Origin of the sequence: Noviherbaspirillum cavernae (genome assembly GCF_003590875.1) — a bacterium.
Classification (GTDB): domain Bacteria; phylum Pseudomonadota; class Gammaproteobacteria; order Burkholderiales; family Burkholderiaceae_D; genus Noviherbaspirillum; species Noviherbaspirillum cavernae.
The window spans coordinates 355,425-380,208 of the sequence record NZ_QYUN01000002.1 but is presented as its reverse complement, the minus strand read 5'-3'; the positions used below and the strand labels follow the sequence as shown (position 1 = coordinate 380,208).

At 61.4% G+C, this 24,784-nt stretch carries 25 protein-coding genes and 1 riboswitch; of the genes, 13 read left to right on the top strand and 12 right to left on the bottom strand.

Annotated elements, in window-relative coordinates; all coding sequences use genetic code 11:
* Positions 1–5: 5 nt before the first annotated feature.
* From D3870_RS01885 to D3870_RS01855, 7 genes are all read right to left on the bottom strand, one after another.
* On the bottom strand, positions 6–839 hold the full coding sequence (locus D3870_RS01885; protein WP_119736209.1) for a citrate synthase family protein: 834 nt from the start codon (positions 837–839) through the stop codon (positions 6–8).
* Positions 836–1,642 (bottom strand): citrate synthase family protein, encoded by an 807-nt coding sequence (locus D3870_RS01880; protein ID WP_119736207.1) that lies wholly within the window; start codon positions 1,640–1,642, stop codon positions 836–838. The genes D3870_RS01885 and D3870_RS01880 overlap by 4 nt, the downstream gene beginning before the upstream one ends.
* A 63-nt stretch (positions 1,643–1,705) precedes the next feature.
* Positions 1,706–3,553 (bottom strand): thiamine pyrophosphate-binding protein, encoded by a 1,848-nt coding sequence (locus tag D3870_RS01875; protein WP_242489824.1) that lies wholly within the window; start codon positions 3,551–3,553, stop codon positions 1,706–1,708.
* Positions 3,554–3,822: 269 nt separating this feature from the next.
* The gene (locus D3870_RS01870) at positions 3,823–5,055 is read right to left on the bottom strand and encodes a multifunctional CCA addition/repair protein (RefSeq protein WP_119736205.1); all 1,233 of its coding nucleotides are present in this window, start codon (positions 5,053–5,055) and stop codon (positions 3,823–3,825) included.
* 43 nt (positions 5,056–5,098) lie between these two features.
* Positions 5,099–5,812, bottom strand: a complete 714-nt coding sequence (locus tag D3870_RS01865) for a glutathione S-transferase family protein (protein WP_119736203.1) — start codon at positions 5,810–5,812, stop codon at positions 5,099–5,101.
* A gap of 203 nt (positions 5,813–6,015) precedes the next feature.
* Positions 6,016–6,990: a complex I NDUFA9 subunit family protein gene (locus tag D3870_RS01860; protein WP_119736201.1), complete on the bottom strand. Its 975-nt coding sequence runs from the start codon at positions 6,988–6,990 to the stop codon at positions 6,016–6,018.
* A 142-nt stretch (positions 6,991–7,132) separates the two neighbouring features.
* Positions 7,133–9,073 (bottom strand): lytic transglycosylase domain-containing protein, encoded by a 1,941-nt coding sequence (locus D3870_RS01855; RefSeq protein WP_119736199.1) that lies wholly within the window; start codon positions 9,071–9,073, stop codon positions 7,133–7,135.
* 89 nt (positions 9,074–9,162) lie between these two features.
* Between D3870_RS01855 and D3870_RS01850 the strand changes: the two genes are divergently transcribed.
* A complete protein-coding gene (locus D3870_RS01850) occupies positions 9,163–9,732 on the top strand; it encodes a 5-formyltetrahydrofolate cyclo-ligase (RefSeq protein WP_242489823.1) in 570 nt (189 codons plus the stop codon).
* 9 nt (positions 9,733–9,741) lie between these two features.
* Here the strand turns inward: D3870_RS01850 and metF are convergent, their stop codons facing one another.
* The 5 genes from metF to metK all read right to left on the bottom strand — a co-directional run bounded on the left by metF (position 9,742) and on the right by metK (position 14,744).
* On the bottom strand, positions 9,742–10,593 hold the full coding sequence (gene metF, locus D3870_RS01845) for a methylenetetrahydrofolate reductase [NAD(P)H] (protein WP_119736198.1): 852 nt from the start codon (positions 10,591–10,593) through the stop codon (positions 9,742–9,744).
* 1 nt (position 10,594) lies between these two features.
* Positions 10,595–10,936 (bottom strand): phage holin family protein, encoded by a 342-nt coding sequence (locus tag D3870_RS01840; RefSeq protein WP_119736196.1) that lies wholly within the window; start codon positions 10,934–10,936, stop codon positions 10,595–10,597.
* An 88-nt stretch (positions 10,937–11,024) separates the two neighbouring features.
* A complete protein-coding gene (gene ahcY, locus D3870_RS01835) occupies positions 11,025–12,452 on the bottom strand; it encodes an adenosylhomocysteinase (protein WP_119736194.1) in 1,428 nt (475 codons plus the stop codon).
* Positions 12,453–12,485: 33 nt separating this feature from the next.
* Positions 12,486–12,572, bottom strand: a riboswitch (S-adenosyl-L-homocysteine riboswitch).
* Positions 12,573–12,616: 44 nt separating this feature from the next.
* Positions 12,617–13,519, bottom strand: coding sequence for a M14 family zinc carboxypeptidase (locus tag D3870_RS01830; RefSeq protein WP_242489822.1), 903 nt, complete (start codon positions 13,517–13,519; stop codon positions 12,617–12,619).
* Positions 13,520–13,580: 61 nt separating this feature from the next.
* Positions 13,581–14,744, bottom strand: a complete 1,164-nt coding sequence (metK, locus tag D3870_RS01825; protein WP_119736193.1) for a methionine adenosyltransferase — start codon at positions 14,742–14,744, stop codon at positions 13,581–13,583.
* A gap of 175 nt (positions 14,745–14,919) precedes the next feature.
* On the opposite strand from metK, the gene D3870_RS01820 reads away from it, so the two are divergent.
* The 12 genes from D3870_RS01820 to D3870_RS23145 all read left to right on the top strand — a co-directional run bounded on the left by D3870_RS01820 (position 14,920) and on the right by D3870_RS23145 (position 24,747).
* Positions 14,920–15,777 carry a lysophospholipid acyltransferase family protein gene (locus D3870_RS01820; RefSeq protein ID WP_119736191.1) on the top strand — a complete coding sequence of 286 codons (858 nt, stop codon included), beginning with the start codon at positions 14,920–14,922 and terminating at the stop codon, positions 15,775–15,777.
* Positions 15,774–16,685, top strand: a complete 912-nt coding sequence (locus D3870_RS01815) for an LpxL/LpxP family acyltransferase (protein ID WP_119736189.1) — start codon at positions 15,774–15,776, stop codon at positions 16,683–16,685. The genes D3870_RS01820 and D3870_RS01815 overlap by 4 nt, the downstream gene beginning before the upstream one ends.
* 7 nt (positions 16,686–16,692) lie before the next feature.
* Positions 16,693–17,544, top strand: coding sequence for a diaminopimelate epimerase (gene dapF, locus D3870_RS01810; protein ID WP_119736187.1), 852 nt, complete (start codon positions 16,693–16,695; stop codon positions 17,542–17,544).
* Between the two features lie 156 nt (positions 17,545–17,700).
* The gene (locus tag D3870_RS01805; protein ID WP_119736185.1) at positions 17,701–18,369 is read left to right on the top strand and encodes a DUF484 family protein; all 669 of its coding nucleotides are present in this window, start codon (positions 17,701–17,703) and stop codon (positions 18,367–18,369) included.
* An 8-nt stretch (positions 18,370–18,377) separates the two neighbouring features.
* Complete coding sequence (xerC, locus tag D3870_RS01800) at positions 18,378–19,334, top strand: tyrosine recombinase XerC (RefSeq protein WP_119736183.1); 957 nt, start codon at positions 18,378–18,380, stop codon at positions 19,332–19,334.
* Between the two features lie 110 nt (positions 19,335–19,444).
* Positions 19,445–20,647, top strand: a complete 1,203-nt coding sequence (locus D3870_RS01795) for a class I SAM-dependent rRNA methyltransferase (protein WP_119736181.1) — start codon at positions 19,445–19,447, stop codon at positions 20,645–20,647.
* An 84-nt stretch (positions 20,648–20,731) separates the two neighbouring features.
* On the top strand, positions 20,732–21,244 hold the full coding sequence (locus D3870_RS01790) for a Fur family transcriptional regulator (RefSeq protein WP_119736179.1): 513 nt from the start codon (positions 20,732–20,734) through the stop codon (positions 21,242–21,244).
* 37 nt (positions 21,245–21,281) lie between these two features.
* Complete coding sequence (locus D3870_RS01785) at positions 21,282–22,310, top strand: CobW family GTP-binding protein (RefSeq protein WP_119736177.1); 1,029 nt, start codon at positions 21,282–21,284, stop codon at positions 22,308–22,310.
* Between the two features lie 180 nt (positions 22,311–22,490).
* A complete protein-coding gene (gene dksA / locus D3870_RS22625) occupies positions 22,491–23,342 on the top strand; it encodes an RNA polymerase-binding protein DksA (protein ID WP_242489821.1) in 852 nt (283 codons plus the stop codon).
* Between the two features lie 138 nt (positions 23,343–23,480).
* Complete coding sequence (locus D3870_RS23155; RefSeq protein WP_147375684.1) at positions 23,481–23,975, top strand: ATP-binding cassette domain-containing protein; 495 nt, start codon at positions 23,481–23,483, stop codon at positions 23,973–23,975.
* Positions 23,951–24,160 carry a hypothetical protein gene (locus D3870_RS23150; protein WP_147375683.1) on the top strand — a complete coding sequence of 70 codons (210 nt, stop codon included), beginning with the start codon at positions 23,951–23,953 and terminating at the stop codon, positions 24,158–24,160. Before D3870_RS23155 ends, D3870_RS23150 begins: the two co-directional genes overlap by 25 nt.
* Positions 24,161–24,195: 35 nt before the next feature.
* Positions 24,196–24,747, top strand: coding sequence for a TonB-dependent receptor (locus D3870_RS23145; protein ID WP_340638425.1), 552 nt, complete (start codon positions 24,196–24,198; stop codon positions 24,745–24,747).
* The last annotated feature ends 37 nt before the right edge of the window (positions 24,748–24,784 follow it).

Here is a 24,784-nt window from a genome sequence, read left to right as displayed (position 1 = left end):
CGCCTTCACTCCCTGGTTTTCACGGCGGAGCGCCAGGAGCGCCTCGGCGGCCCGGAATACAAAACATTCTCACAAGGCAGCGCAAACAGCACGCCTTCGGGCCGCTCCAGCGCTTCAACGTAACCAGGCGGCATTCCCGCCAAAAACGCCGGGAACATCACGATACGCAACTCCTGCGGCGACAAGCCGAGATCGAGACCCAATGCGGCCACCAGGGCTGCGTAGTTCATCTTCATGCGCAGCCGTTCGCCCAGCATCGCGTCTTCCACCGCGAGCGCCAGACGCAGATATTGTCCCTGGTCCAGCCCCAGCGCGCGCGCGAGCGACAGCAGGTGTTGAATCCGCTCGTCGGCGTTGATCAGCGGCCGGCCATAGCCGCCGATGCTGCGATGCGATTTCAATTCTTCGCGCACACAGGCGCTCAGACTTTCCCCTTCCGCCACGCGCTCTTTGGCGCGGACGAAAAAATCCATCACATGCGCGAACGTCCCGCCGCCATAGGTCATGGCCTCCGACACCGCCGTCGCGCCGGCCTGACTCAGGGTCGCGCTGCTGCGCACGCTGCCCGCCAGCGCCGCGACCCGGTTGTTCCACAAACGCACATCCGGATAACTCGTGTATGTCCAGAATGCATGCATCAACCGCAGTTGTTCCTGCGAGAGACGGCGGCCGGTGATGCCGAACACATACAGATCAATCCAGTCGATATCCTTCAGCTCGGCATGCAAGTCCTTGCCGCGAAAAATCACATGACTGCCAGGGAAAAACGTCCCCATGCGGCTTTTCAGCACACCGAGGTTTTGCGCCAGCAAGCTCGGTCCTTTTGCATGTCCGCTCATGTCTGCTCCTCGGCGAAATCGCTTTCCAGCTCTACCGTACCGAAAGGGAATTTCTTGTAGCCAAGCGATTTCTGCTCCAGTGCATGCGCCGCCGCGCCCGGCAGGCGCAGCAGAAGGTGAAGCATTTCCGCCTGCTCCGGCGTGAAGCCCAGGTCGGCAAAGGCCGCGGCAGCGACGCCGCTCATGGAAAGCGGGCACCCCGCCAGCCGCTCCAGGTCCGCACGATGTTCTTCAAGCCACGTCAGATGCGGCCCGACGCCGTAACGCGCGAGGCAGGACAAGGTCTGCCGGACCGGCGTGGCAGTGGTAGCGCCGTGTGGATCGAAGCCCGGCGGATGTTCGGACGCGGGCCAGATCGTGCCACGCGAGACGGGCGGCGCGGCGAGCCGCTCACGCCAGGCATCGAGATCGGTACCGCACGAAGCCCAGCGCTCCAGGCAGACGAAAATCTCTCTTCCCCCGGCCAGCTGTCCCGCGCCCACGGAGAGCGCGGCAATCAGCGAGGCTGCGGCGGGCGAACCGCAGACACCGCCGCACATGGCCGCATGCACGGAGGCATCCCGCGGGCCTGGGTTCGCCAATGCGAGCGCCAGTGCCTCCAGCAAATCCGTCTGCGCAGCGATCGGCGCGTCTTCCCGAAATAGCAGATACAACATCTCCACCCAGCGGGCCTGACCCAGCATCTCGCCGTAGACGTCGTATCCGCGGCAATAGGCTGCCCGGGCAGCGAAGGGATTGTCCGGTTCCGGCTCTTCATGCCAGATGCGGCTGCTGATGGTGTCAGGCGCCTGTTTTTCGCTCATCTCATCTCCGATGCAGATATGCACACCGCAGCCGATTCATCTCCCATCGGCAGCGGGCGCGATTCAATGTTGGTTCAGCAATACGCGCATGCGGACGTTCATCGGCGGCACTTCGTCCGGATCAATCAGCACATCGAGCAGGGTCGGACCTTTGCGCTTGCAGAGTGCGTCGATATCCAGCGCCGCCAAATCCTCCGGCGAACGGATCGTGTGTGCCGGCGCACCCAATGCGCGCGCCAGGGCCGCAAAATCCGTGGGCGGCATATCGCATCCGATCTGCTCCGCTTTCGCCATGCGCTGGCCATGCTTGACCATGCCAAGCGCCTGGTCATTGAGGACCACGAAGATCACTGTCTGCTTTTCGGCGACGGCGACAGAGATTTCCTGGCCGTTCATCAGCACGCTGCCGTCGCCGGTGATGCAGACCACCGGCGCATCGGGATTGGCGACCGCCGTGCCGATTGCACCGCCGATCGCCCACCCCATGCTCGCGAAATTCATGGTGACCCGCAGCCAGCCGCCGCCTGCCTTGCGCCGCCCGGCGCCGCGCTTGCGCTCTCCGCCGCCGATCCGCCTTTCGCTGATGCGCCGGTCTGCCGGGTGCAGGTAATGCGTGGCCCACGACACGCTGTTGCCGGTGTCGGCAAGAAAGCGCGTTTCGGGCGGGAACAGCCTGCCCAGTTCCCGCATCAGGCGCTGCGGCTTGATCGGCGTTGCATCGCTTTCATATTTCTCCGGCGCGGCCAGCATGGCGTCCGGGCGCCATGCCGGCAGCACCAGCCTGGGCGAGGTGCGCTCAAGGGGTCGAGTGCATCCCGGCCCACCATCGTGCATACCCTCGATCAGGCGATTGAAAATCGACAGGATGCGTCCGCGTATGTGGAAGCGCGCCATCGGTGTGAGCGCCAGGTTGTCTTCCGACTCGTCGATATGCACCAGCCGCTCGTTCAGCAGACTGCCGCTCCAGCCGCCACTGTTCCACTCACCCATGCTGACGCCGATGGCAAGCACGAGATCGACGTCCTCATCGCACAACGCGGCTTCGGCCGAGGCATGTCCGCCGAAACCAAAGACACCGCGAAACAACGGGTGATACGGATTGACCAGGCCTTTGCCGTCCGGCGTGGTCACGAAGGTCGCCCCCTTGAGCTGGGCAAACTGGAGGATCGGGTCGATCGCCTCGCAGCACCAGCCGCCGATGATCAGTACCGTTTTCCGCGACTCGGAAAGCATCGTGCACAAGCTTGCCAGCGCCTCATCGTCCACCAGCGACGATGGTGCGAGCAAGGCACGCAGATCATACGAGGGCACAAGCGTCTGACTCGGGCTGCGAAAGACATCGACCGGAATCGACAGATGCACCGGCCCTCGCGGCGCTCGCGTGGCGCACTGCATGGCGGCGACGAGCTTGGATTCCAGCTGCTTCGGATGCGACACCAGCGAGTTGTATCGCGTGCAATGCTGGAACATGCCGAGCACGTTGACGCCCGTGCAGGCCGATTCCTGCAGCGGCAGTTTGCCGAACGCGGGCAGCGCCGGCTGACCCGTGATGACCAGCAGCGGAATATCATTGTCGTAGGCGCAGGCAACGCCGGTGATCAGGTTGGTCGCGCCGGGGCCGGAAGTGGCACAGCAGACGCCGATCTTGCCGCTTTCACGCGCGTAACCATCCGCCATGAATGCCGCGCCGGATTCATGGCGCGCGAGGATGTGACGCACGCCGCCCGCGCGGCTGCTTCTGGCAAGCGCGTTGTAGAGAGGTTCGATCGCCCCGCCGGGGATGCCGAAGACGTATTCGACGCCGATTTGTGCCAGATACGCCACCAGCAGGTCGGCGATATCGGGGACACGTTCCAGCGGTCTGTCGTTTGCAGAGGGATGGGTTTGAACAAGCGGAGTGTTTGCTGGCATCTTCGAAGTTTTCTCGCTGGGATTGGACAGCTTCTCGTGGTCCTTCGACAACCATGACGACGTTATTTTGCAGCTTTGCACACAGCAAAATTTGCTGATTGGCAATATTACCGTAATTTACTAAAAGTTAACCTTTTTCCGTGCAAAGACAACTGTCAGCTATCGCAGGGAACATGTCGAAAAGCGACTCTGTTGCAGAGTCAACAGAGGAAGAAACCGCAAGCGCCTCGGCTGTCAGCGGCACCTGGGTGTGAAGGAATGCGGCGCGCTTATGCGCCGTCGTCGCCGGCGCTGGTCGCCGCGCCGACTGCGGCAACGCGTGCGGCACGGATCGCATCGGGAATGCGCTCCGGCTTGTCGCCGTGGCGTTGCGCGATCTCGCCCGCATCGACGCCGCGCGCAGCCTGCAATGCGTCCGCCAGATACGGTGCCTGCGGGAAGGGTTTGTCCGCGAAGCCGGTGCGCCCCCGATGGTCGCATTCCGCTGCGCGCAGCATGTCGCCAAAGCGCTCCGGCTTGCGGAACGCATCGCAGCGCTCGAACAGCGCCACCATCGTGTTCGCGCGCAGCTCCAGCGCACGGCTCACGTTGCCATGCTCGCGCGCCGTGATGCGCGCCAGATCGCGGCAATCGTTGGGAATCTTCAATCGCCGGCAGACCTGCTCCACCAGCGCGACGCTGCGCGCCTCGTGGCCGTGATGGCGCGGCCATTCTTCCGCCGGCGTCGCGCCCTTGCCCAGATCGTGCATCAAGGCCGCGAAGCGGATCGGCAGGCTGTATCCGCGCTGCGCGGCGTAGTCCACCACCATCATCACATGGATGCCGGTATCGATTTCCGGATGATGCTTTTCAGGCTGCGGCACGCCCCACAGCGCATCGAGTTCCGGCAGGATGCGCGCCAGCGCACCGCATGCGCGCAGCACCTCGAACATGCGCGACGGCTTCGCCTCCATCAGCCCGCGCGCCAGTTCCTGCCACACGCGCTCTGGCACCAGCGCATCGACTTCGCCTTGCTGCACCATCTGCTGCATCAGCACGTTGGTTTCCGGCGCAACCGTGAAATCGGTGAAGCGCGCCGCAAAGCGCGCCACCCGCAGAATCCGCACCGGGTCTTCCGCAAATGCGTCCGACACATGGCGAAAGCGTTTCCGCTCGAGGTCCCGCTGTCCGTGGAACGGATCGATCAACGCGCCGTCCTCTTCCCGCGCAATCGCATTGATCGTCAAATCGCGCCGCTCCAGGTCCTGTTCCAGCGTGACGTCGCGATCCGCATGAAAGGCGAAGCCCTTGTAACCCGGCGCAGTCTTGCGTTCGGTGCGAGCCAGCGCGTATTCCTCGTGTGTGGACGGATGCAGGAACACGGGGAAGTCCTTGCCGACCGGCGCATAGCCGAGCGCGATCATCTGCTCGGGCGTGGCGCCGACCACGACATGATCGTGATCCTGCACCGGCAGGCCGAGCAATTCATCGCGCACCGCGCCGCCGACGACATAGGTTTTCATTGCGGTCCGAGCCTGCATTCGACAGTGGGAAAATGCATCCGCATCAATCCGGATAGACGTCGTACTTCTCGAACCGCTCACCTTCCGCTTCGGCCTCGCGCATCCACTGCGCCACCGCCGGATGCGCGATCACGCGGTTGACGTAGGCCTGCAGCGCAGGCGCGAGCGCCACGCCGTAAGTCCTGAAACGCATCACGACCGGGGCGAAATACGCGTCAACGATGGAAAAGTCGCCGAACAGGAATCGATGCGGACCGGAACGCGTCAGGCAGGTTTCCCAGATTTCGCTGATGCGGCCGATGTCGGCCTGCGCCTCGGTGGTACGGCCCTTGCCCGGAAAGTTCGCGCGGATATTCATCCACATTGCCGAACGCAGGCCGGTGAAGCCGGAATGCATCTCGGCGCACATCGAGCGCGCCATTGCGCGGCTCGCGACGTCGCGCGGCCACCACGCCTTGTCGGGAAACTGTTCCGCCAGATACTCGCAGATCGCCAGCGAATCCCACACGCTGGTTTCGCCGTCGATCAGTACCGGCACGCGGCCCGCCAGCGAGTACTGCGCGATGCGCGAACCGGTATCCGGCCGATCAAGGCCGATGCGGACTTCCTCGAAGGGAATGCCGAACGCCTTCATCGCGACCCACGGCCGCATCGACCAGGACGAATAGTTCTTGTTGCCGATGACCAGCTTCAAGCCGGCCTTGCCGGCGGCATCGAGCGTTTGCGACAGCGTGGGATCGAGTTCTGTGGTTTGCATGCGTGGCGTCCGATATGGGTTGACTGACTTGCCCGGTGCAATGCACACCGAAGCGCTTGCAGAACGACATGTTCAGCAAGCCTTCGAGGATAAAGCGTTTGCGAGATTTTTCCAAACAGGCAATGCAAGCAAACGACACGTCATGCACTTTTGTTCCGCCTCGATGCAAGCGGAGGGCTCGACGAGTCAGTTCGTCCGGCGCTTCAATGCCGCGCCGCCGTGTGCGTCGCATCGACCCCGGTGTGCGGCGGCCGCTGTCCCGTCAGATAGTATGGCGCGACCGATTCCAGCGTGGTGGGCGTGATGCCCAGCTCCGGATCGATGGGTTCGGCAGCAACAGAAGCGACGTTCTCGATCTTCATCGAATCAAGGTTGTCGCGCGTCATCAAGGGCTCGCCCGGCATGTGTTCCATCAGCATCGCCTGCAGACGCGCCAAGGGTTCCGGCAGGCCGATCACCGGCCGCGAGTGGCCGGAACAAACGCCGGCGAGTTTCACCAGTTCGCGCAAGGTGTAGACGGTCGGCCCGGCAAGCTCATAGGTCTTGCCGATGGTTCTGTCGTTCGACAAGGCATGCACGAATGCCTGCGCGACGTCTTCCACGTAAACGGGCTGGAATTTCGCATCGGCGCTGGCAAGCAGCATGACCGGCAGGAATTTTTCCAGCGCTGCGAACATGTTCAGGAAATGATCGCCGTCGCCGAACACGACCGAAGGCCGGAAGATCGTGACGCCGACCGATGGCTGCGACATCGCCGCGCGCTCGCCGTCCGCCTTCGAGCGCAGATACATCGACGGCGCGTCGGCTGCCGCGCCCAGTGCGCTCATGTGCAGCAGGCGATGCACGCCATTGGCCGCGCATGCCGCCGCGACCTTCCTCGGCAATTCGACATGTACCTTTGCAAAGTCCGGGCCGTAAGGCGAACCGGGATGCGAATGCAGAATGCCGACCAGATTGATGACGGCCGTGTTGCCCTGCATCAGGCGATGCAGTGTCGCCTCGTCATGGATATCGGCTTCCACCAGATCATCGACCGAAGGCAATTCGAGAAGGTGGCGCGCTTTTTCGTAACGGCGCGTGACCACGATCACGCGCCAGTCGGTACCCGCCAGCTTGGCCAGCAAATGACCGCCGATGAAACCGGAGCCGCCAATGATCAATACGGAACGAAAGTCCATGACCGCACCTCATGCGCAGGTTCAATGAAATCGAGATGCCGTGCTGTTCATGCGGAAAACACAGCAACTCTCGATTCATTGTTAGCAGGCGCTGCACGCGTGTCAATGAAGAACACGTGCAAGGACTTGCGCAAGACAGGATTTACGGCAAATCGCTGGGCGCGAATCCTTTCGGCGCGACCATTCCCAGACGCGCCTTCAGCGATTGCGGCTTGCTTTCGAACAACGCGGCGTAGTAGGTCGCATTCGACAGCACTTTCTTCACGTAATCGCGTGTCTCGTTGAACGGGATCGATTCCGCGAAAATCGCGCCTTCCACCGGGCCGGCCAAGGTGGAACGCCATGCGCGCGGACGGCCGGGACCGGCGTTGTAGGCGGCGGTCGCCATCGCCTGCGAACCTTCCAGGTCGTTCAGCACCATGTTCAGGTAGTTGGTGCCAAGCAGGATATTGGTGTTGATGTCGTTGACCTGACTCAACGAAAATCCGCCGATACCGATCTTGCCGGCGACCCACTTCGCGGTGGCCGGCATCAACTGCATGAGGCCGGAGGCTCCCACATGCGAGCGCGCGTTCAGGATGAAGCGCGACTCTTGGCGGATCAATCCGTACACCCACGCCATGTCGAGGCCGAGCCGTTGCGTATTGGAATGCATCACATCGCGAAAAGGTGACGGAAAGCGCTGAGTGAAATCGAATTCGGCCTTGGTGCGGTCGGAGGTATTGACCATGCGATCCAGCACGTTTCTCTGCCGTGCGAATTCAGCCGCAGCCAGATGCTGCCGTTCGTTCATCCTGCGCAGCTCCCAGTTCCACTCGCGGTAGCCTTCGAAGCGCAGATTGAGATCGAAGAACTTGAAGGCCCGGCCGAAGCCCTGATTCTCGGCGATCGGCGCAATCTCGTCCTGCGTCACCGGCTGCGCGCGCGGCGGAATCGTGATCTTCTGCCCCAGTTCTTCGAGCGCGAGCTGGCCGTAGAAACTGGTTTGCGCGACCAGCGACAGGAACTGCGTCTGCGCCTCCTCATTGTTGCCCTCGGCCTTGTGCGCGCGCCCCAGCCAGTAGATCCACGTCGCGTCGTTGCGGACGTGTGCGGGCATTGCCTCGATGGATGATTTGACGAATTTCCAGTCGCCTGCGCGCAACGCAGCGCGCACCTTCCATTGATGCGCCTCGGACGACAGCGGCACGCCGCTCGTGCGATGCCAGTACACCACCGCGTCCGGAGCCAGTTGCAGCGAGGCCTGATACGCGATCTGCGACCACGCGATCGCGCGCTCCCGCTCGTTGAGACGCTCGGCCGATGCGACCAGCGCACTCACCGCCTGCGTCAGGCTGCCCTTGGCAACGCGGCCCAGCGCCAGCATGAAGATTTCATGCGCATCGCGTCCGTTGCCCGCGCCGCGCGCCACAACCGCCTGCGGCTTGTCGGTCGCCTGCATGATGGCGGTTTCGGATGCAGTGGTGAGTCCCGCAATGCGCCGTATCGCGCCGCCGTTGCCGGACTCGGCCATCAAGCGGATCTGCGCCCACACATCGTCGGCACTGAATTGATTGCCCTGCACCAGCGTCGCCATCAGCGACGGGCAGGCCTCGCCATAATTCTGCGGCGCCACCAGCAGGGCGCGCGCCTCGTCGGTGACCTGCCGGCCCTTGAGCGCCTTCGACATCAGCGCATAGCATTTGAGTTGCGTGTCGTCGTTGAGCGCGAACAGCGGATACTGTTCATCGAACAGTATCCAATTGCGCGTCCTGCCCAACTCCAGCAGCCAGTCGTTGCGCAAGCGATCGGCGATCGCGCTGCCGTCGTAGCGTGTCAGGAAGTCGCGAATCTCCTGCTCCGGCGCACTGCCGATGCGCGGCCGCAAGCGGTAGTAATCGACATAGGAAGGAATGGCGTAATTCGCCAGCCGCGACGCGAGTTCATCCGCCTTCGCGGCATCGCCCTTATTCGAAGCCGCGCGCAATGCCAGAAACACATCATCGTCAGTGGCGAAATTTTCAACGCGCTTTTGCGCATGCGCGGCAGGCAGCAACGCGCTTACCGAGGCAAGCGCGAATGTCACTCCGGCAATCCATTTCATCGGAAAATTCAATTTGGAACCTTGTTGTTGAGCACTGAATCGGCGTCGTCTAGGATAGCATGTGACGTTCGATCTTTTCTGCAAAAACCATGCTCCACAACCTGTCCGATAAAGAGGTGTTGCGCCGCGCGCTGCTGGAAAAAAGGCAAGCCGTCGAACCCGATGTGCGCCGGCAATGGGATGCCTCGATCGCCACGCAGATAACTGCATTGCTGGCAACACATCCGGTCAGGACACTGGGAATTTACTGGCCGATAAGAAGCGAACCGGACCTGCGTCCGCTTTATGCCGAACTGGCAACATGCGGTGTGCAACTTGCGTTGCCGGTGGTGATTGCGCAGGATGCGCCCCTGCGTTTCGCCGCATGGTCGCCGGGCGAGCCGCTGGTCAAGGATGCATTGGCGGTGTCGATACCCGCCAACGCCGACAATACCTTGCACCCGGATGCGCTGCTCATTCCCTGCGTCGGATACAACTCGGACAATGTGCGTCTGGGATATGGCGGCGGATTCTACGATCGCACGCTCGCCACCACGCCGCGCCCGTTCACGCTCGGCATCGCGTATTCCTGCGCCATGGCGCAGTTCAAGGGCGCACCGCACGACATCCCGCTCGACCGCATCATCACGGAATTGCCGGCGGCACGGGACACCGCATAGCGAAGCGGTTCAGCGCGCAGGCGCGCGCAGGCGACGGCAGATTTCCAGCGTCGCGACGGCCTGATTCAGCGTGTAGAAATGTAGACCCGGCGCGCCGCCCACCAAGAGGCGTTCACACAACGAGGTCACCACATCCAGCCCGAACGCCTTGATCGATTCGGCATCGTCGCCAAAGCTGGCCAGCTTCAGGCGTATCCAGCGCGGAATCTCCGCGCCGCACATGTCGGAAAAGCGCATCAGTTGCGAGTAGTTCGTGATCGGCATGATGCCGGCCACGATCGGCACGTCGGTGCCGGCCTTGCGCGCTTCATCGACGAAACGGAAGTAGGCGTCGGCGTTGTAGAAATACTGCGTGATCGCCGCATCGGCGCCCGCCTTCACCTTGCGCACAAAGCTCTGCATATCATCCTGCGGCGACTTCGCCTGCGGATGCATTTCGGGATAGGCCGCCACCTCGATGTGGAACCAGTCGCCGGTTTCGGCGCGGATCAGTTCGACCAGCTCGTTTGCATAGCGGAATTCGCCCGCGGAAAAACCCGCCGAACCATACCCGCTCGGCAAGTCGCCGCGCAATGCGACGAGGCGCTTGATACCGTGCGATTTGTATTCGGCCAGTATCTCGCGCAGGCTGTCGCGCGAACTGCCGATGCAGGACAGGTGCGGCGCGGCATCGTGCCCTTCGCGCTTGATGTCGAGCACGGTTTCCAGCGTGCCTTTCTGCGTGGAGCCGCCGGCACCGAAGGTGACCGAGAAATAGTGCGGATGCAGTTCCGCCAGCTTCGCGCGTGTCGCGCGCAGCTTCTCGACGCCTTCCGGCGTCTTGGGCGGGAAGAATTCGATGCTGAAATGTTGTTGAGACATGCTATCTATTCAGTATTAAAGCGGACAGCCCCCAGGAGATCAGGCTGTACAGAATCGCGCCACCCATCGCTGACCAGAAGCCGGCGACATGGAAACCGCCGACGAATTTCGACGCCATCCAGAACAGCAGCGCATTGATGACGAAGATGAAGAGGCCCAGCGTCAGCACCGTGACCGGCAGCGTCAGCAACAACAGAATCGGACGGATCAGCGTGTTGACCAGACCGAGCACCAATGCCGCAATCAATGCGACCGTGAAACTCTGCACCTGGATCGAATTCATCAGATAGGGCAAAACGAACAAAGCCACTGCGTTGATAAGCCAGACGATGAGCAATCGCATACTTCCTCCGCTTGGTTGAACCTGCAACAAGGCCGCACCGTGCCGTCATTCCGGCAAGGCGGGAATGACGGCACATGTTGACGAACGCTTAGTAGCGATAGTGATCCGGCTTGTACGGTCCGGTTTGCTTCACGCCGATGTAGGCAGCCTGCTCTTCGGTCAGTTCGGTCAATTGCGCATTGAGCTTCTTCAGCTGCAGACGCGCCACCTTTTCATCGAGATGCTTCGGCAGCGTGTAGACGCCGACCGGATACGCCTTGGTGTTGGTGTACAGCTCGATCTGCGCGATGGTCTGGTTGGCGAACGAGGAGCTCATCACGTAGGACGGATGGCCGGTGCCGCAACCGAGGTTCACGAGGCGACCTTCAGCCAGCAGGATGATGCGCTTGCCGTCGGGGAAGATCACATGATCGACCTGCGGCTTGATGTTTTCCCAGGTGTATTGCTTCAGCGCGGCGACTTCGATTTCATTGTCGAAGTGGCCGATGTTGCAGACGATCGCCTGGTCCTTCATCTTCTTCATGTGCGCGTGCGTGATCACATGGTAGTTGCCGGTGCAGGTGACGAAGATGTCGCCGTGCTCGGCGGCGTAATCCATCGTGACGACGCGATAGCCTTCCATCGCCGCCTGCAATGCGCAGATCGGATCGATTTCCGTGACCCATACTTGCGCCGACAGCGCACGCAAGGCTTGCGCCGAACCCTTGCCCACGTCACCGTAACCGGCCACGACGGCGACCTTGCCGGCGACCATGACGTCGGTCGCGCGCTTTATGCCATCGACCAGCGATTCGCGGCAGCCGTACAGGTTGTCGAACTTGGACTTGGTAACCGAGTCGTTCACGTTGATGGCCGGGAACGCAAGTTTGCCTTCCTTGTGCATCTGGTACAGGCGGTGCACGCCGGTGGTGGTTTCCTCGGTCACGCCCTGGATCTTCGCGAGGCGAGTCGAATACCAGGTCGGATCGGTCGCGAGCTTCTTCTTGATCGAGTTGAACAGGCAGACTGCCTCTTCCGAGTCCGGGTTGTTCAGCACGCTGATGTCTTTTTCAGCGCGGGTGCCGAGGTGCAGCAGCAGGGTTGCATCGCCACCGTCATCGAGAATCATGTTCGAATATTCGCCATTCGGCCATTCGAAGATGCGGTGCGTGAAATCCCAGTACTCATCCAGATTCTCGCCCTTGAACGCGAATACCGGCGTGCCGTTGGCAGCGATCGCGGCGGCGGCGTGGTCTTGCGTGGAGTAGATGTTGCACGACGCCCAGCGCACCTTCGCGCCCAGCGCTTCCAGCGTCTGGATCAGCACGGCGGTCTGGATCGTCATGTGCAGGGAGCCGGTGATCAGCGCACCCTTGAGCGGTTGCGATGCGGCAAATTCCTCGCGGATTGCCATCAGGCCCGGCATTTCGGTTTCAGCAATCTTGATTTCCTTGCGGCCCCAGTCGGCTAGGCCGAGATCGGCAACGAGGAAGTCTTGCGATGCGGAAGTTTGGGAATTCATTACTGCGGCGTTCATCACGCCCTCCTTTCCTGTGAAAAATAGAAAAAAGTAACGTGAGCGCCGTTGCGAAAAGATTCGGTTCCAAGCCTGACACGGTCGTGTGAAAAGTACCGTGCTGCAACGCTCCTTGGAGCCGAAATTATACCGTAGTTCGTTGGTTCAAAAGATGCAAACGCGCCTCATCGCACAGCCGTCTGCGGCGCTGCCGCAGTCCGCTGCACAGGCGGCATCTTGGCCGGTACCGCCCCCTTCTGCGGTACATTGCGCTCGATCCAGCTCAACATGTCATTCCAGATGCGCCTCGTTTCGGCATCCGACGGCATCGCCAGCGCATTGGGCAATTCGATCGTGATAACGGGGATGTTCTTGTGCACTCCGAGGTAATTGCCGAGCGAACCGGGAAACACGCCGACGCGGCTGAACCACAAGCGCCCGAAACGCTGCGGCGGCTTCGCCGGTCCGTCGAAATCCAGCACGCCATACGGCGCATGCACCGAGATGATCACTTGCGGCCGGAAGCGCTCCATTTCGCCGTTCAGCCAGCGGCTTTCCGGCTCGGACAGCGGCGTGGCACCGGGATAGCGGCGCGGATCGCTGCCGGTTTTCCGCGCCCAGTAGTGAGGCGCATCCTGCTTCCAGCCAGGCGTCGGAAAATTTCGGTTCAGATCGACACCGTTCGCATTGACGCGCTGCGGCTTGGAGGCAAGCAATCCATCGGGGTTGACGACCGGTGCAACATGCCAGTGAAACTTGTTCGCCGGCGCGTTGCCAGTCCATTGCAGCCACTGGAACACGATCGCCGCCGCAGTCAATTCGTCGCCGTGTATTCCACCCAGCAACAGAATCCGCAGCGGCTCTTTCACATTCCTTGCAGGGACGTCGCGCAACAGGATCGGAAACCCCTTGAGCGACGCTGCCCCCGTCGGGACCAGTGCGCTGCGCTGGCACTCTTGCGCCGAGACACCGGGCAGACGCGGCACGAGCCTCTTGCACCAATCCGTCTGCGGCACCGCATTGCCGGCGACGGCAGATGCGCACAAGAGCGCGCTCAGAATCGCAGCAGCAGGACGGAACGCACGCACGAACGACTCAAGCCTTTCCAGAACGAGAAGCTGTACAGGAAATCATGAGCGTCGTGCGCGCTTACAGACCGGCGGTAGCGCGCAGGGCAGCGGCCTTGTCGGTGCGCTCCCAGCTGAACTCCGGCTCTTCGCGGCCGAAATGGCCATAGGCGGCGGTCTTTGCATAGATCGGACGCAGCAGATCCAGCATCTGCACGATGCCTTTCGGACGCAGGTCGAACAATTCCTGCACCAGTTGCGCCAGCGTCTCGTCGCTGACCTTGCCGGTGCCGAAGGTGGTCACCATGACCGAAGTCGGCTTGGCGATGCCGATCGCGTAGGACACCTGGATCTGGCAACGCTTGGCCAGACCGGCTGCGACGATATTCTTGGCGACGTAACGGCCGGCGTATGCGGCGGAACGGTCCACCTTGGACGGGTCCTTGCCGGAGAATGCGCCGCCGCCGTGCGGTGCCGCACCGCCGTAGGTATCGACGATGATCTTGCGTCCGGTCAGGCCGCAATCGCCCTGCGGGCCGCCGATAACGAAACGGCCGGTCGGGTTGATCAGATAGCGCGTGTTCTTCAGCCACTCCTTCGGCACGACCGGCTTGATGATTTCCTCGATCGCTGCTTCCTCGATCGCCTTGTGTTCCATTTCCGGTGCGTGCTGCGTCGACAGCACGATGGTATCGATCGCGACCGGCTTGCCGTCGACGTAGCGCAGTGTCACTTGCGACTTCGCATCCGGACGCAGCCATGGCAGACGGCCATCCTTGCGCAGTTGCGACTGGCGTTCGACGATGCGGTGCGAATAGTAGATCGCAGCCGGCATCAGTTCAGGAGTCTCGTCGCAGGCGTAGCCGAACATCAATCCTTGATCGCCCGCGCCCTGGTCGAGATCGAGGCCCTTGCCTTCATCGACACCTTGCGCGATGTCGGGCGACTGCTTGTCGTAGCACACCATGACGGCGCAGCTCTTGTAGTCGATGCCGAAGTCGGCATTGTCGTAACCGATGCGCTTGATCGTGTCGCGCGCGACACTGATGTAATCGACATTCGCATGCGTGGTGATTTCACCGGCCAGCACGACCAGACCGGTATTGCACAGCGTTTCCGCGGCAACGCGTGCCTTCCGGTCTTGCGTGAGGATTGCGTCGAGGATCGAATCGGAAATCTGATCGGCGACTTTGTCGGGATGACCTTCGGAGACGGATTCCGAGGTGAAGAGATATTCATTTGCCATCGCAGGCTCCTGTCTTTATTGGTTATTGACCATATGTCGCGGCCAACTGCCTGAGCCTGCGACGCTTTAGCGAGATTTTTATGCCGCCTCGCAAGTTGTCTGTTAACTCGGCGGATACCACATCTATGCTATTTTACGCGTCTTGAAAAATTTCACAAACCCTCCTCGTTCCTTGATGCTCATCACGCTGTTCCGCCTGTTGTCAAAACTGCCTCTGCCCGTGCTGCATGCGTCGGGCGCGACGCTCGGCTGGCTGGTGTATCTCGCATCACCCACCTATCGCAACAGATTGAAAAGCAACATCGCGCGCGCGGGATTCTCCGAATTCCTGGCGCAGGCAATTCGGGAAGCAGGCAAGAATCTGCTGGAACTCCCCTTCGTCTGGTTCGCATCCACCGCGAGGATCAAGCGGGCCGGCGTATTTGCAAACTGGGAAGTGGCAAAAATCGCCATCGACGCCAGACGCGGCGTGATCTTTCTGACGCCGCATCTGGGCTGCTTCGAAATGCTGGCGCAAGTCACAGCGACCGAAGCGCCGCTGACCGTGCTGTACCGCCCCCCGCGCAAGGAAGCGCTGCGCCCGCTGATCGAGGGTGCAAGAACGCGCAACAAGCTGCAGCTCGCGCCCGCCAATCTGGCTGGCGTGCGCACCTTGCTCAAGACGCTGAAACAAGGCGGAGCCATCGGGCTGCTGCCGGACCAGGTCCCACAGCAAGGCGAAGGCGTATGGGCGGATTTTTTCGGCAAACCGGCCTATACGATGACACTGCCGGCCAAACTGCAACAGATGACAGGAGCGCCGATCATTCTGGCGTATGCCGAGCGATTGCCGTGGGGTAAAGGTTATGTGTTGCGATTGGTGCCATTCGAACAAGACATGGGCAAGACACCGGAACAACAGGCGCGCGCCATCAATGCCGCTATGGAACAGTTGATTGCACGCTGCCCGGCGCAATATTTCTGGAGCTACAACCGCTACAAAACGCCGCCCGGCGTGACCAATCCGGCCTCTCGCGAGAAAGAAAGCACATGAGATTGTTGCTTGGCGTGATGTGGCTGTTGCATTGGCTGCCGCTACCGATTCTGGGGCGTCTGGGGGAGGCAATCGGCACGCTGCTGTTTGCCATCATGCGGCCGCGCCGCGCGATTACGCTGACCAATCTCCGCCTTTGCCTGCCCACGCTGTCGGAACAGGAGCGGGACGCCTTGGCGAAAAAGCATTTCCAGGCGTATGCACGCAGCGTCGTCGAGCGCGGCGTGCTGTGGTGGGGATCCAGAGCGCGGCTGGAGCGGCTCATCACGATCGCGCCGGGCGTGCCGCTGGAGGCGATCAAGGCGGGGCCGGTCATTCTGCTGTGCCCGCATTTTGTCTGCCTCGACGTCGCCGGCGTGGCGATGGCCATGCATACGCCGGGGTGCTCGATCTACACGCGGCAAAAGAGCCAGGTTTTCGACGCAGCGCTGCGCAAAGGCCGCTCGCGCTTTCATCCGACCAGGCTGTTTTCGCGCGGCGAAGGAGTCAAGCCGATCATCCGCGCGATGCGCGAGCATGTGCCGTTCTTCATGCTGCCCGACATGGACTTCGGTTCGCGCGATGCCGAATTCGTGCCCTTCTTCGGCATTCCCGCCGCCACGCTCACCGCCACGGCGCGCATCGCCGCGATGACGGGCGCGCAGGTTATCCCGGTCATCGCGACCTACCTGCCGCACTATCGCGGCTGGAAAGTGAGCGTTTATCCCGCGTGGGAAGATTATCCCGGCAAGGACATGTTCGCCGCCACCCGACGCATGAATGCGTTCATCGAGCAGCGCGTGCTGGAAGCACCCGCCGAGTATTTCTGGGCGCACAAGCGATTCAAGACCAGGCCGGCCGGCGAGCCGGGTTTCTATGGCGCGGACGCCCCGGAGACGCGGATTCCGGATACCGACGAAGGCCTATAATCACCGCATGAAACTCAAATTCACGAAAATGCACGGCGCCGGCAACGACTTCGTCGTGATCGATGCCATCAACCAGCGCATCGACTTCAGCCCGGAACAGTGGCAGCGCCTGGCCGACCGCCGCTTCGGCATCGGCGCCGACCAGATGTTGGTGGTCGAGAAGCCGCAGTCGGCGCATGTCGATTTCCGCTATCGGATTTACAACGCCGACGGCGGCGAAGTCGAGCAATGCGGCAACGGCGCGCGCGCCTTCGTCAAGTTCGTCACCGACAAGGGCTTGACCGGCAAGCGTGCGATCAAGGTGGAAACCATGTCGGGCGTGATCGAGCCGACGCTGGAAGCGGATGGCCGCATCACCGTCGACATGGGCGCACCGATCCTGGAGGCGGCGCGCGTGCCGTTCGACGCGAGCGGCTTGCAGGGGAAATCCGAAGGCGGCGACACCCTGTGGCCGCTGGACATCAATGGCGCGACCCGCTGGATTTCCGCCGTGTCGATGGGCAATCCGCATGCAGTGCAAGTGGTGGACGATGCGGCGGCCGCGCCGGTGCACATCGACGGCCCGGTCATCGAGCGCCATCCGCGCTTTCCGAAGCGCGTCAACGCCGGTTTCATGCAAATCGTCGATCGTCATCAGATCAATCTGCGCGTATTCGAGCGCGGCGCAGGCGAGACGCTGGCATGCGGCACGGGCGCCTGCGCGGCCGTGGTTGCCGGCATCCGGCGCGGGCTGCTCGACTCCCCGGTGCGGGTCAACACGCGCGGCGGCGAATTGTCGATCGGCTGGGGTGGCGACGGCGCATCCGTCATGATGACCGGCCCGGCAGTCGTGGTTTTCGAAGGCGAGATCGAAATCTGATCGAACCTGCACGGCACGTCGCAAGGGCCTCTCCGCAGGCCCTTTTTTGTTGCCGCAACGCCGCACAGACACGACGTTTTTCCCTCAATCAACGCTGCCTTTGTCGGTTAAAATCACGCACCGACCAGTCCCGTCAACCTTTCCGAGCCTGCATCCATGACCTATCAACCGGACTCCAACGCCATCGCCGATTATCTGTCGGACAACCCGCATTTTTTTGAAGAGCACAGCGAGTTGCTGGCGAAAGTGAAGCTGACCAGCCCGCTCGCCGGCCGCACGGTGTCCTTGCAGGAAAGACAGATGGAAGTTCTGCGCGACAAGATCAAGGCGCTGGAACTGCGCCTGATGGAACTGATGCGTATCGGACAGGAGAACGACGACATCACGCAGAAGTTCCAGCTGTGGACGCGCTCGCTGCTGCTGGCGCGCAACGATGTCGATCTGCCGCATGCGCTGATCAACGGCTTGCAGACGATCTTCGCGGTGCCGCATGTGACGCTGCGTATCTGGGGCGTGTCCGAAGAGTTTTCGCACACCTGGTTTGCCGCCGACGTGTCCGCCGATGCAAGGATTTTCTGCAATGGCTTGACCGCGCCTTTTTGCGGCCAGAACAACGATTTCGAAGCGGCGTCCTGGTTCGATGAAGGCGCATCGGTACAGTCGCTGGCCATGCTGCCGCTGCGCACCGGTGCCGAGCAGGAAGCATTCGGCCTGCTGGTGCTTGGCTCTCCCGAGGCAGGCCGCTTCACGCCCGACATGGGCACCGATTTCCTGACCAAGATCGCGGATACCGCAGGCGCGGCGCTGACTTGCCTGCTTGTCTAGATGCGAATGTGAGCGCGGACAGCAATCAGACCTGGCTCGACCGTCATATCGACGGTCTGCGCACGCAGCGCATGCTGTCCAGGCACACGACTGACAATTATCGTCGCGACCTGAATGAACTGAGCGAATACACGAAAGCCTTGCCCGGCAACGTCGCGTTCGCGTCGGTCAGCCATTTTCATATCCGCAAATTCGCTTCGCAGATGCATGCGAAAGGCTTGAACGCGCGCTCCATTGCGCGCAAGCTGTCCGCCTGGCGCGGCTTTTTCAACTGGCTGGCGGAACATGCGGAACTGGCGTCGAACCCGGTCAACGGCGTCAAGCCGCCCAAGCGCAGCAAGCCCCTGCCCAAGGCCCTGTCCGCCGACGATGCGATACGCGTCGTGGCCGAAGGCAGGCCCGGCAAGGATGCGCAAGCGCCCGACCAGTTGTGCAATCGCGCCATGTTCGAGCTGCTCTATTCGAGCGGGCTGCGCGTGTCGGAACTGACCTCGCTCGATGTGCGCTACATCAAGGAAGACGATCACGTGTCGGCGAGCTGGATCGACTTCGACGAGCAGGAAGTGCACGTCACCGGCAAGGGCAACAAGGTGCGCAAGGTGCCCGTCGGCAAGCCTGCGCTGCAGGCGGTCGCGGCATGGCTTGCGGTGCGCGAATCCCTCGTCAAGGGCGAGCCGCATGCGCTGTTCCTGACCGGGCGCGGCACGCGCATGTCGCCGCGCATGGTGCAACGACGCCTGAAGGCGCATGCGCAGGCATTGAACGTGCCGTCCGATGTGCATCCGCACGTGCTGCGCCATTCCTTCGCGTCGCATCTGCTGCAGTCATCCGGTGATTTGCGCGCGGTGCAGGAGATGCTCGGCCATGCTTCCATCGCCGCGACGCAGGTATACACATCGCTCGATTTCCAGCGACTGGCGCAGGTGTATGACGCGGCACATCCGCGCGCCAGGAAGAAGAGCTGAGACGCGTTTTCCCTATCGCTGAAACCATGCAACCCATTCCGACGCAAGCAACTTGCGATCATTCAGGCGCTGCGCGACCGGACTGGTGACCACCACTTGAATTCATCCCCATGCTGACCATCACACTCAAACCCGGCAAGGAAAAAAGCCTGCTGCGCCGCCATCCCTGGATTTTCCCGACCGCGATCGAACATGTCGAAGGCAAGCCCGAGGAGAAGGCGAAATCCGGCGCAACCGCCGTGGTGCGTTCGTCATCCGGCCAGTTTCTGGCGCGCGCGGCCTTCAGCCCGAAGTCGCAGATCCGGGCGCGGGTCTGGAGCTTCAACGAGAACGAGGCGATTGACCATGCATTGATCAAGCGCCGCATCAAGAAGGCGCTCGCTTACCGGCTGGACAGCGTGAAGGACACCGACGCCATTCGCCTGATCTTCGGCGAAGCGGACGGCTTTCCGGGTCTGGTGGTCGACTGGTATGCCGGCAAGGACGGCCACCTCGTTTGCCAGTTCCAGTCGGCCGGCGTGGAAGCATGGAAGACCCCGATCGTGCAAGCCTTGATCGCCGAAACCGGCTGCCCGAACGTGTATGAACGCTCCGACGCCTCGGTCCGCGAACGCGAAGGCTTGCCGCTGGTAACCGGCACCCTCGCCGGCAACGAACCGCAAGACCATACGCCGGTAACGGAAAACGGCGTGCGTTATGCGGTGGAGATCAAGACGGGCCACAAGACCGGCTTCTACATCGACCAGCGCGACAACCGCCGGATCGTGATGGCGCACGCAGCCGGGCGCGATGTGCTGAACTGCTTCTGCTACACCGGCGGTTTTTCGCTGGCGGCGCTCAAAGGCGGCGCAAGGAGCGTGCTGTCCATCGACTCCTCCGGCGAGGCGCTGGAAACGGCGAAGCGCAACATGCAGCTGAACGGCTTCGATTCGACGAAGGCCGAGTGGCTGGATGCCGATGTGTTCAAGACATTGCGCAGCCTGCGCGAGCAGGGCAAGTCGTTCGACCTGATCGTGCTGGATCCGCCGAAGTTCGCCTCGTCGCCCGATCACGTGGATCGTGCGGCGCGCGCCTACAAGGACATCAACCTGCTGGGCCTGCAATTGCTGCGCGAAGGCGGCTTGCTGTTCACCTATTCCTGCTCCGGTGCAATCAGCGCGGACCTGTTCCAGAAGATCGTGGCCGGTGCGGCCAACGATGCGAAAGTCGATGCGCGCATTCTGCGGCGGCTGTCTGCGGGCGTGGATCATCCGATGTCGACCAGTTTTCCGGAAGGCGAATATCTCAAGGGCTTGCTGCTGCAAAAACCCTGATTGGCGCGCAAGACAGTACTTGCAACTCAATTGCAGTGAATGCGGCATAATCTGTTCATCCGCTTCACTTTGTATTGATCCACGATGAAATCGAAGTCAGATGTCTCCAGCGTGCAGCGTCAGCGCCGACCGAGCTCGCAGCAGATTCTCGCACTGGCGGAAAAACAGTTGCGCGACGCATCCGTGCGCATCACCGATGCGCGCGTGAAAGTGCTGGCCGCACTGCTCGGTGCCGACCGCGCGCTTTCGCATCAGGACCTGCAGGACACCTTCGTCGACATGGACCGCGTCACGCTGTACCGCGCGCTGGATTGCCTGACGGATGCAGGGCTGGCGCACAAGATCGCCAGCGACGACCGCGTGTTTCGCTACAGCGCAGGCGCGGAGTCGAGCACCAGCGCCCGGCAGAACGGTCATGGTGCGCAGCATCAACATGGCCATTTCAAATGCACGCGCTGCTCCAGGGTATTCTGCCTCGACAGCATCGGCGACGCAGCGCTGCTGCAAAGCGCCCTGCAGGAATCGCTTGGAAAAGGATTCCAGGGCCATGACATCGAATTCACGATCAAGGGCTGGTGCGCCGATTGCGCGCATTGATATCCCACTGCTCATTTCTGTTTCCGCACCTCACACCATGGCATTGATTCCCACCACCATCCTGACCGGCTTTCTCGGCGCCGGTAAAACGACGCTGCTCAATCGCATCCTGCGCGAGCCGCACGGCTACAAGATCGCCGTCATCGAGAACGAATTCGGGCCGGAAAACATCGACAACGAAATCCTGGTGCAGGACAGCAACGAACAGATCGTGGAAATGAACAACGGCTGCATCTGCTGCACGGTGCGCGGCGATTTGATCGTGGCGCTCGCAACGCTCGCGCAAAAACGCAATGCCGGCGAATTGCAATTCGATCGTGTCGTGATCGAAACCACGGGCCTCGCGAATCCCGGCCCGGTCGCGCAAACATTTTTCATGGATGATGAAGTCGCCACGCATTACATGCTCGACGCCGTCATTACCGTGGTCGATGCCAGACATGCAATGCAGCAACTGGACGAGCATGAAGAAGCGCAACGGCAAGTTGGCTTTGCCGACAAGATATTGCTGTCGAAGATCGATCTGGTCGGCAACAGCGAACTGAATACGCTCGCCAACCGCCTCAAGCGCATCAATCCGCGTGCGTCGATCGGCAAGGTTGAATTCGGCAACGCGCCGATTTCCGAGGTGCTGGATATCCGCGGCTTCAACCTCAACGACAAGCTCGACATTGACCCGGATTTTCTGGCGGCGGAACATGAGCATGAACATCACGATCACGACTGCGACGCTGATTGCAGTCACGATCACCATCACGCGCATCATGCCGACGACATTGCCGCATTCGTGTTCAAGAGCGAGCGTCCGTTTCACGTGGCGCGACTGGACGAATTTCTCGGCGGACTGGTGCAAGTATATGGACCTCGGATGCTGCGCTACAAGGGCGTGCTGTTGATGGAAAATGCCGACCGCAAGGTGATATTTCAGGGAGTCCACCAGACGATGGGCACGGACATCGGCGCGAAATGGGCCGAAAACGAAACGCGCGGCAGCAAGCTGGTATTTATCGGAAAGAATCTTCCGAGCGATATTTTTATTCGCGGACTGGAACAGTGTTTGGTATAAACTAACGCGGTTTTGATGTAGATTCAATCAGTGGAGGTAGATCGATTGGCGGCAATGCATGCTCGCTGCACGCGGCGTCCGATGGAGTCTGCGGCGCTTTGATGCAACAGGCACACGCCTGTGGCGGAAACAGCGCAGCGAATCCTGGCAGGTCGGACAGTTCACTATAAAGAGGATACGATGAACGCAACCGTTACCAGATCCGCAACAAAAAGCGCCGCCGCCAAGGGAGCCGGCAAGCTGGCAACCAAAGCCGTCGTGCCGCCGACAGCGAAAACACCCGCCAAGACAGTCCAGCCGTCGAAAGAAACATCCGGAAAGACAGCAACCACAGCAACGAAATCAAAGGCAGCTTCCAAATCCTCCGAGAAAGAAGCCGTCGCCAGGAAAGCAGGCGCATCAGTCAACACAAAACCCGCAACGGAAACAGGAAACGGTAAAGCCAAAACGATACTGAAACCGGCGTCCAAGGCAGTTTCGAAAGAGGTTCCACCCGACGCGTATATGAGCGGCAACAATGCAAGTGCAGGATTAAGAGATAGAATTGAAAAACCCGTAGTTTCGAAAGTAAGCGAAGTGGCCACCAAAACAACTAAACCAACTCCCGATGCCCCATCCAAAGGTACGCTGTTGACCGAAGCGGCAATCCTGCAGATGAGCGACAAGGACTACATGAATGGCGCGCAACTGGCCTTCTTCAAGGCTCGTTTGCAGCAACTCGAGATCGATTTGCTGAAAAATGCCGGGGAGACCACCGAGCACTTGCGTGAAACCGTGCTGGTGCCGGATCCGGCAGACCGTGCGACGATCGAGGAAGAACACGCGCTCGAACTGCGCACACGCGATCGCGAACGCAAACTCCTCAAGAAAGTCCAGCAATCCATCGCCAGCATTGATGCCGGCGAATACGGTTGGTGCGAAGAAACCGGCGAACCGATCGGCATTCCGCGCTTGCTGGCCCGCCCGACGGCGACACTGTCGCTGGAAGCGCAGCAGCGCCGCGAACTCAAGCAGAAGCTGTACGGCGACTGATCGATCCGGGCCTCGGCCCGCGTGACAAGTGATATGAAACAAGCGTGCGTTGCTGTTGGACGCACGCTTGTTTTTTTGCGGGCATGAATCCGCTGACGTCGCCGATGTGGCGACAAGACGACGGCCGGACCACATCAATTGAGTCAGGGCCAGCAGCAGCGCGTCGCGATTGCACGCGTGCTCTTCAACAAGCCGCAGCTGTTGCTGGCTGATGAACAGACCGCCGAGAAATCCTTCATCGACCTGACGCAAACCCGGTTCGATATCGATGGTCTGGTCAACCGGCCGCTCTCCATGTTCGACAGTTTCAGGTTCAAGCTCGGCGCGACCGACTACAAGCACACGGAGAAAACCGAAGACGGCACGCCGGCCACCGACTTCGCCAACAAGGCGCTCGAAACGCGCTGGGAACTGACGCACGCACCGCTGGCGGGATGGCACGGCTCGTTCGGCGTGCAGACGGCGCAGAACCGGTTCTCGGCACTGTCGGCAGAAGCCGGAAAGGCCGACACCGTGCCCATCACAAAATCAATATCGACGGCGGGCTTCCTGGTCGAGGAACGGGATTACGGCTCGAATCAGTCAAGCGCACGCCGCAAGCGGATAACGTGCCGCAGCGCTCGTTCGATCTGACCTCGTATTCGCTCGGCGGCTTGCGGACTTTCGCGCAAGGCTATGGCGCCGGCGCCACCTTCGCTGTCGCGCAACGCGCACCCACCGCCGAGGAGCTCTATTCCAGCGGCCCGCACGAATCCACCGCGACGTTCGACATCGGGGACCCCATGCTCGCGCGGGGACTTCCCGCAACATCGAATTGACGTTGCAAAAAACCGACGGTCCGGTTCGCTGGGCGATGAATATTTTTAAGAGCCGTATCAGGAATTTCATGTTTGGCCGCATCGACGGCGCTATGGTCGATGCCGAAGGCAGCATCGATCCGGCGGCCGAATTCCGGCAGCTGCTCTGGTCGCAGGCCAACGCGACGATACGCGGCGGCGAAGCCGAAATCAGCTACAACCTGCACGGCGAAGGCCTGTCTTTGCGCGGCTTTGCCGACACCTCGCGCGGCGTGCTCGATAACGCAGGCGACCTGCCGTTGCAGCCGGCCAACCGCGTCGGCATCGATGCCGGCGACAAGCGCGGCGTGTGGCGCAGCGGCGTATCCGTATTGCGTGCGCTGCAACAGGACCGTCTCGCGACGTTCGAGACAACGGTCACGCCCGCATATACGCAACTCGATGCCAATCTGTCCTGGACGCAGCGCATAGGCACGACGCGGCTGACCTGGTTTGCGATTGCGAAGAATCTGCTGAACGAGGACATCCGGCTGGCGACGTCCGTTATCAAGAGTGTTGCGCCGCAACCAGGAAGGAGTCTGATCATCGGGATGCGCACACGGTTCTAACGCCGGGGAACGCAGTCGAATTGCAATATTGACAAAG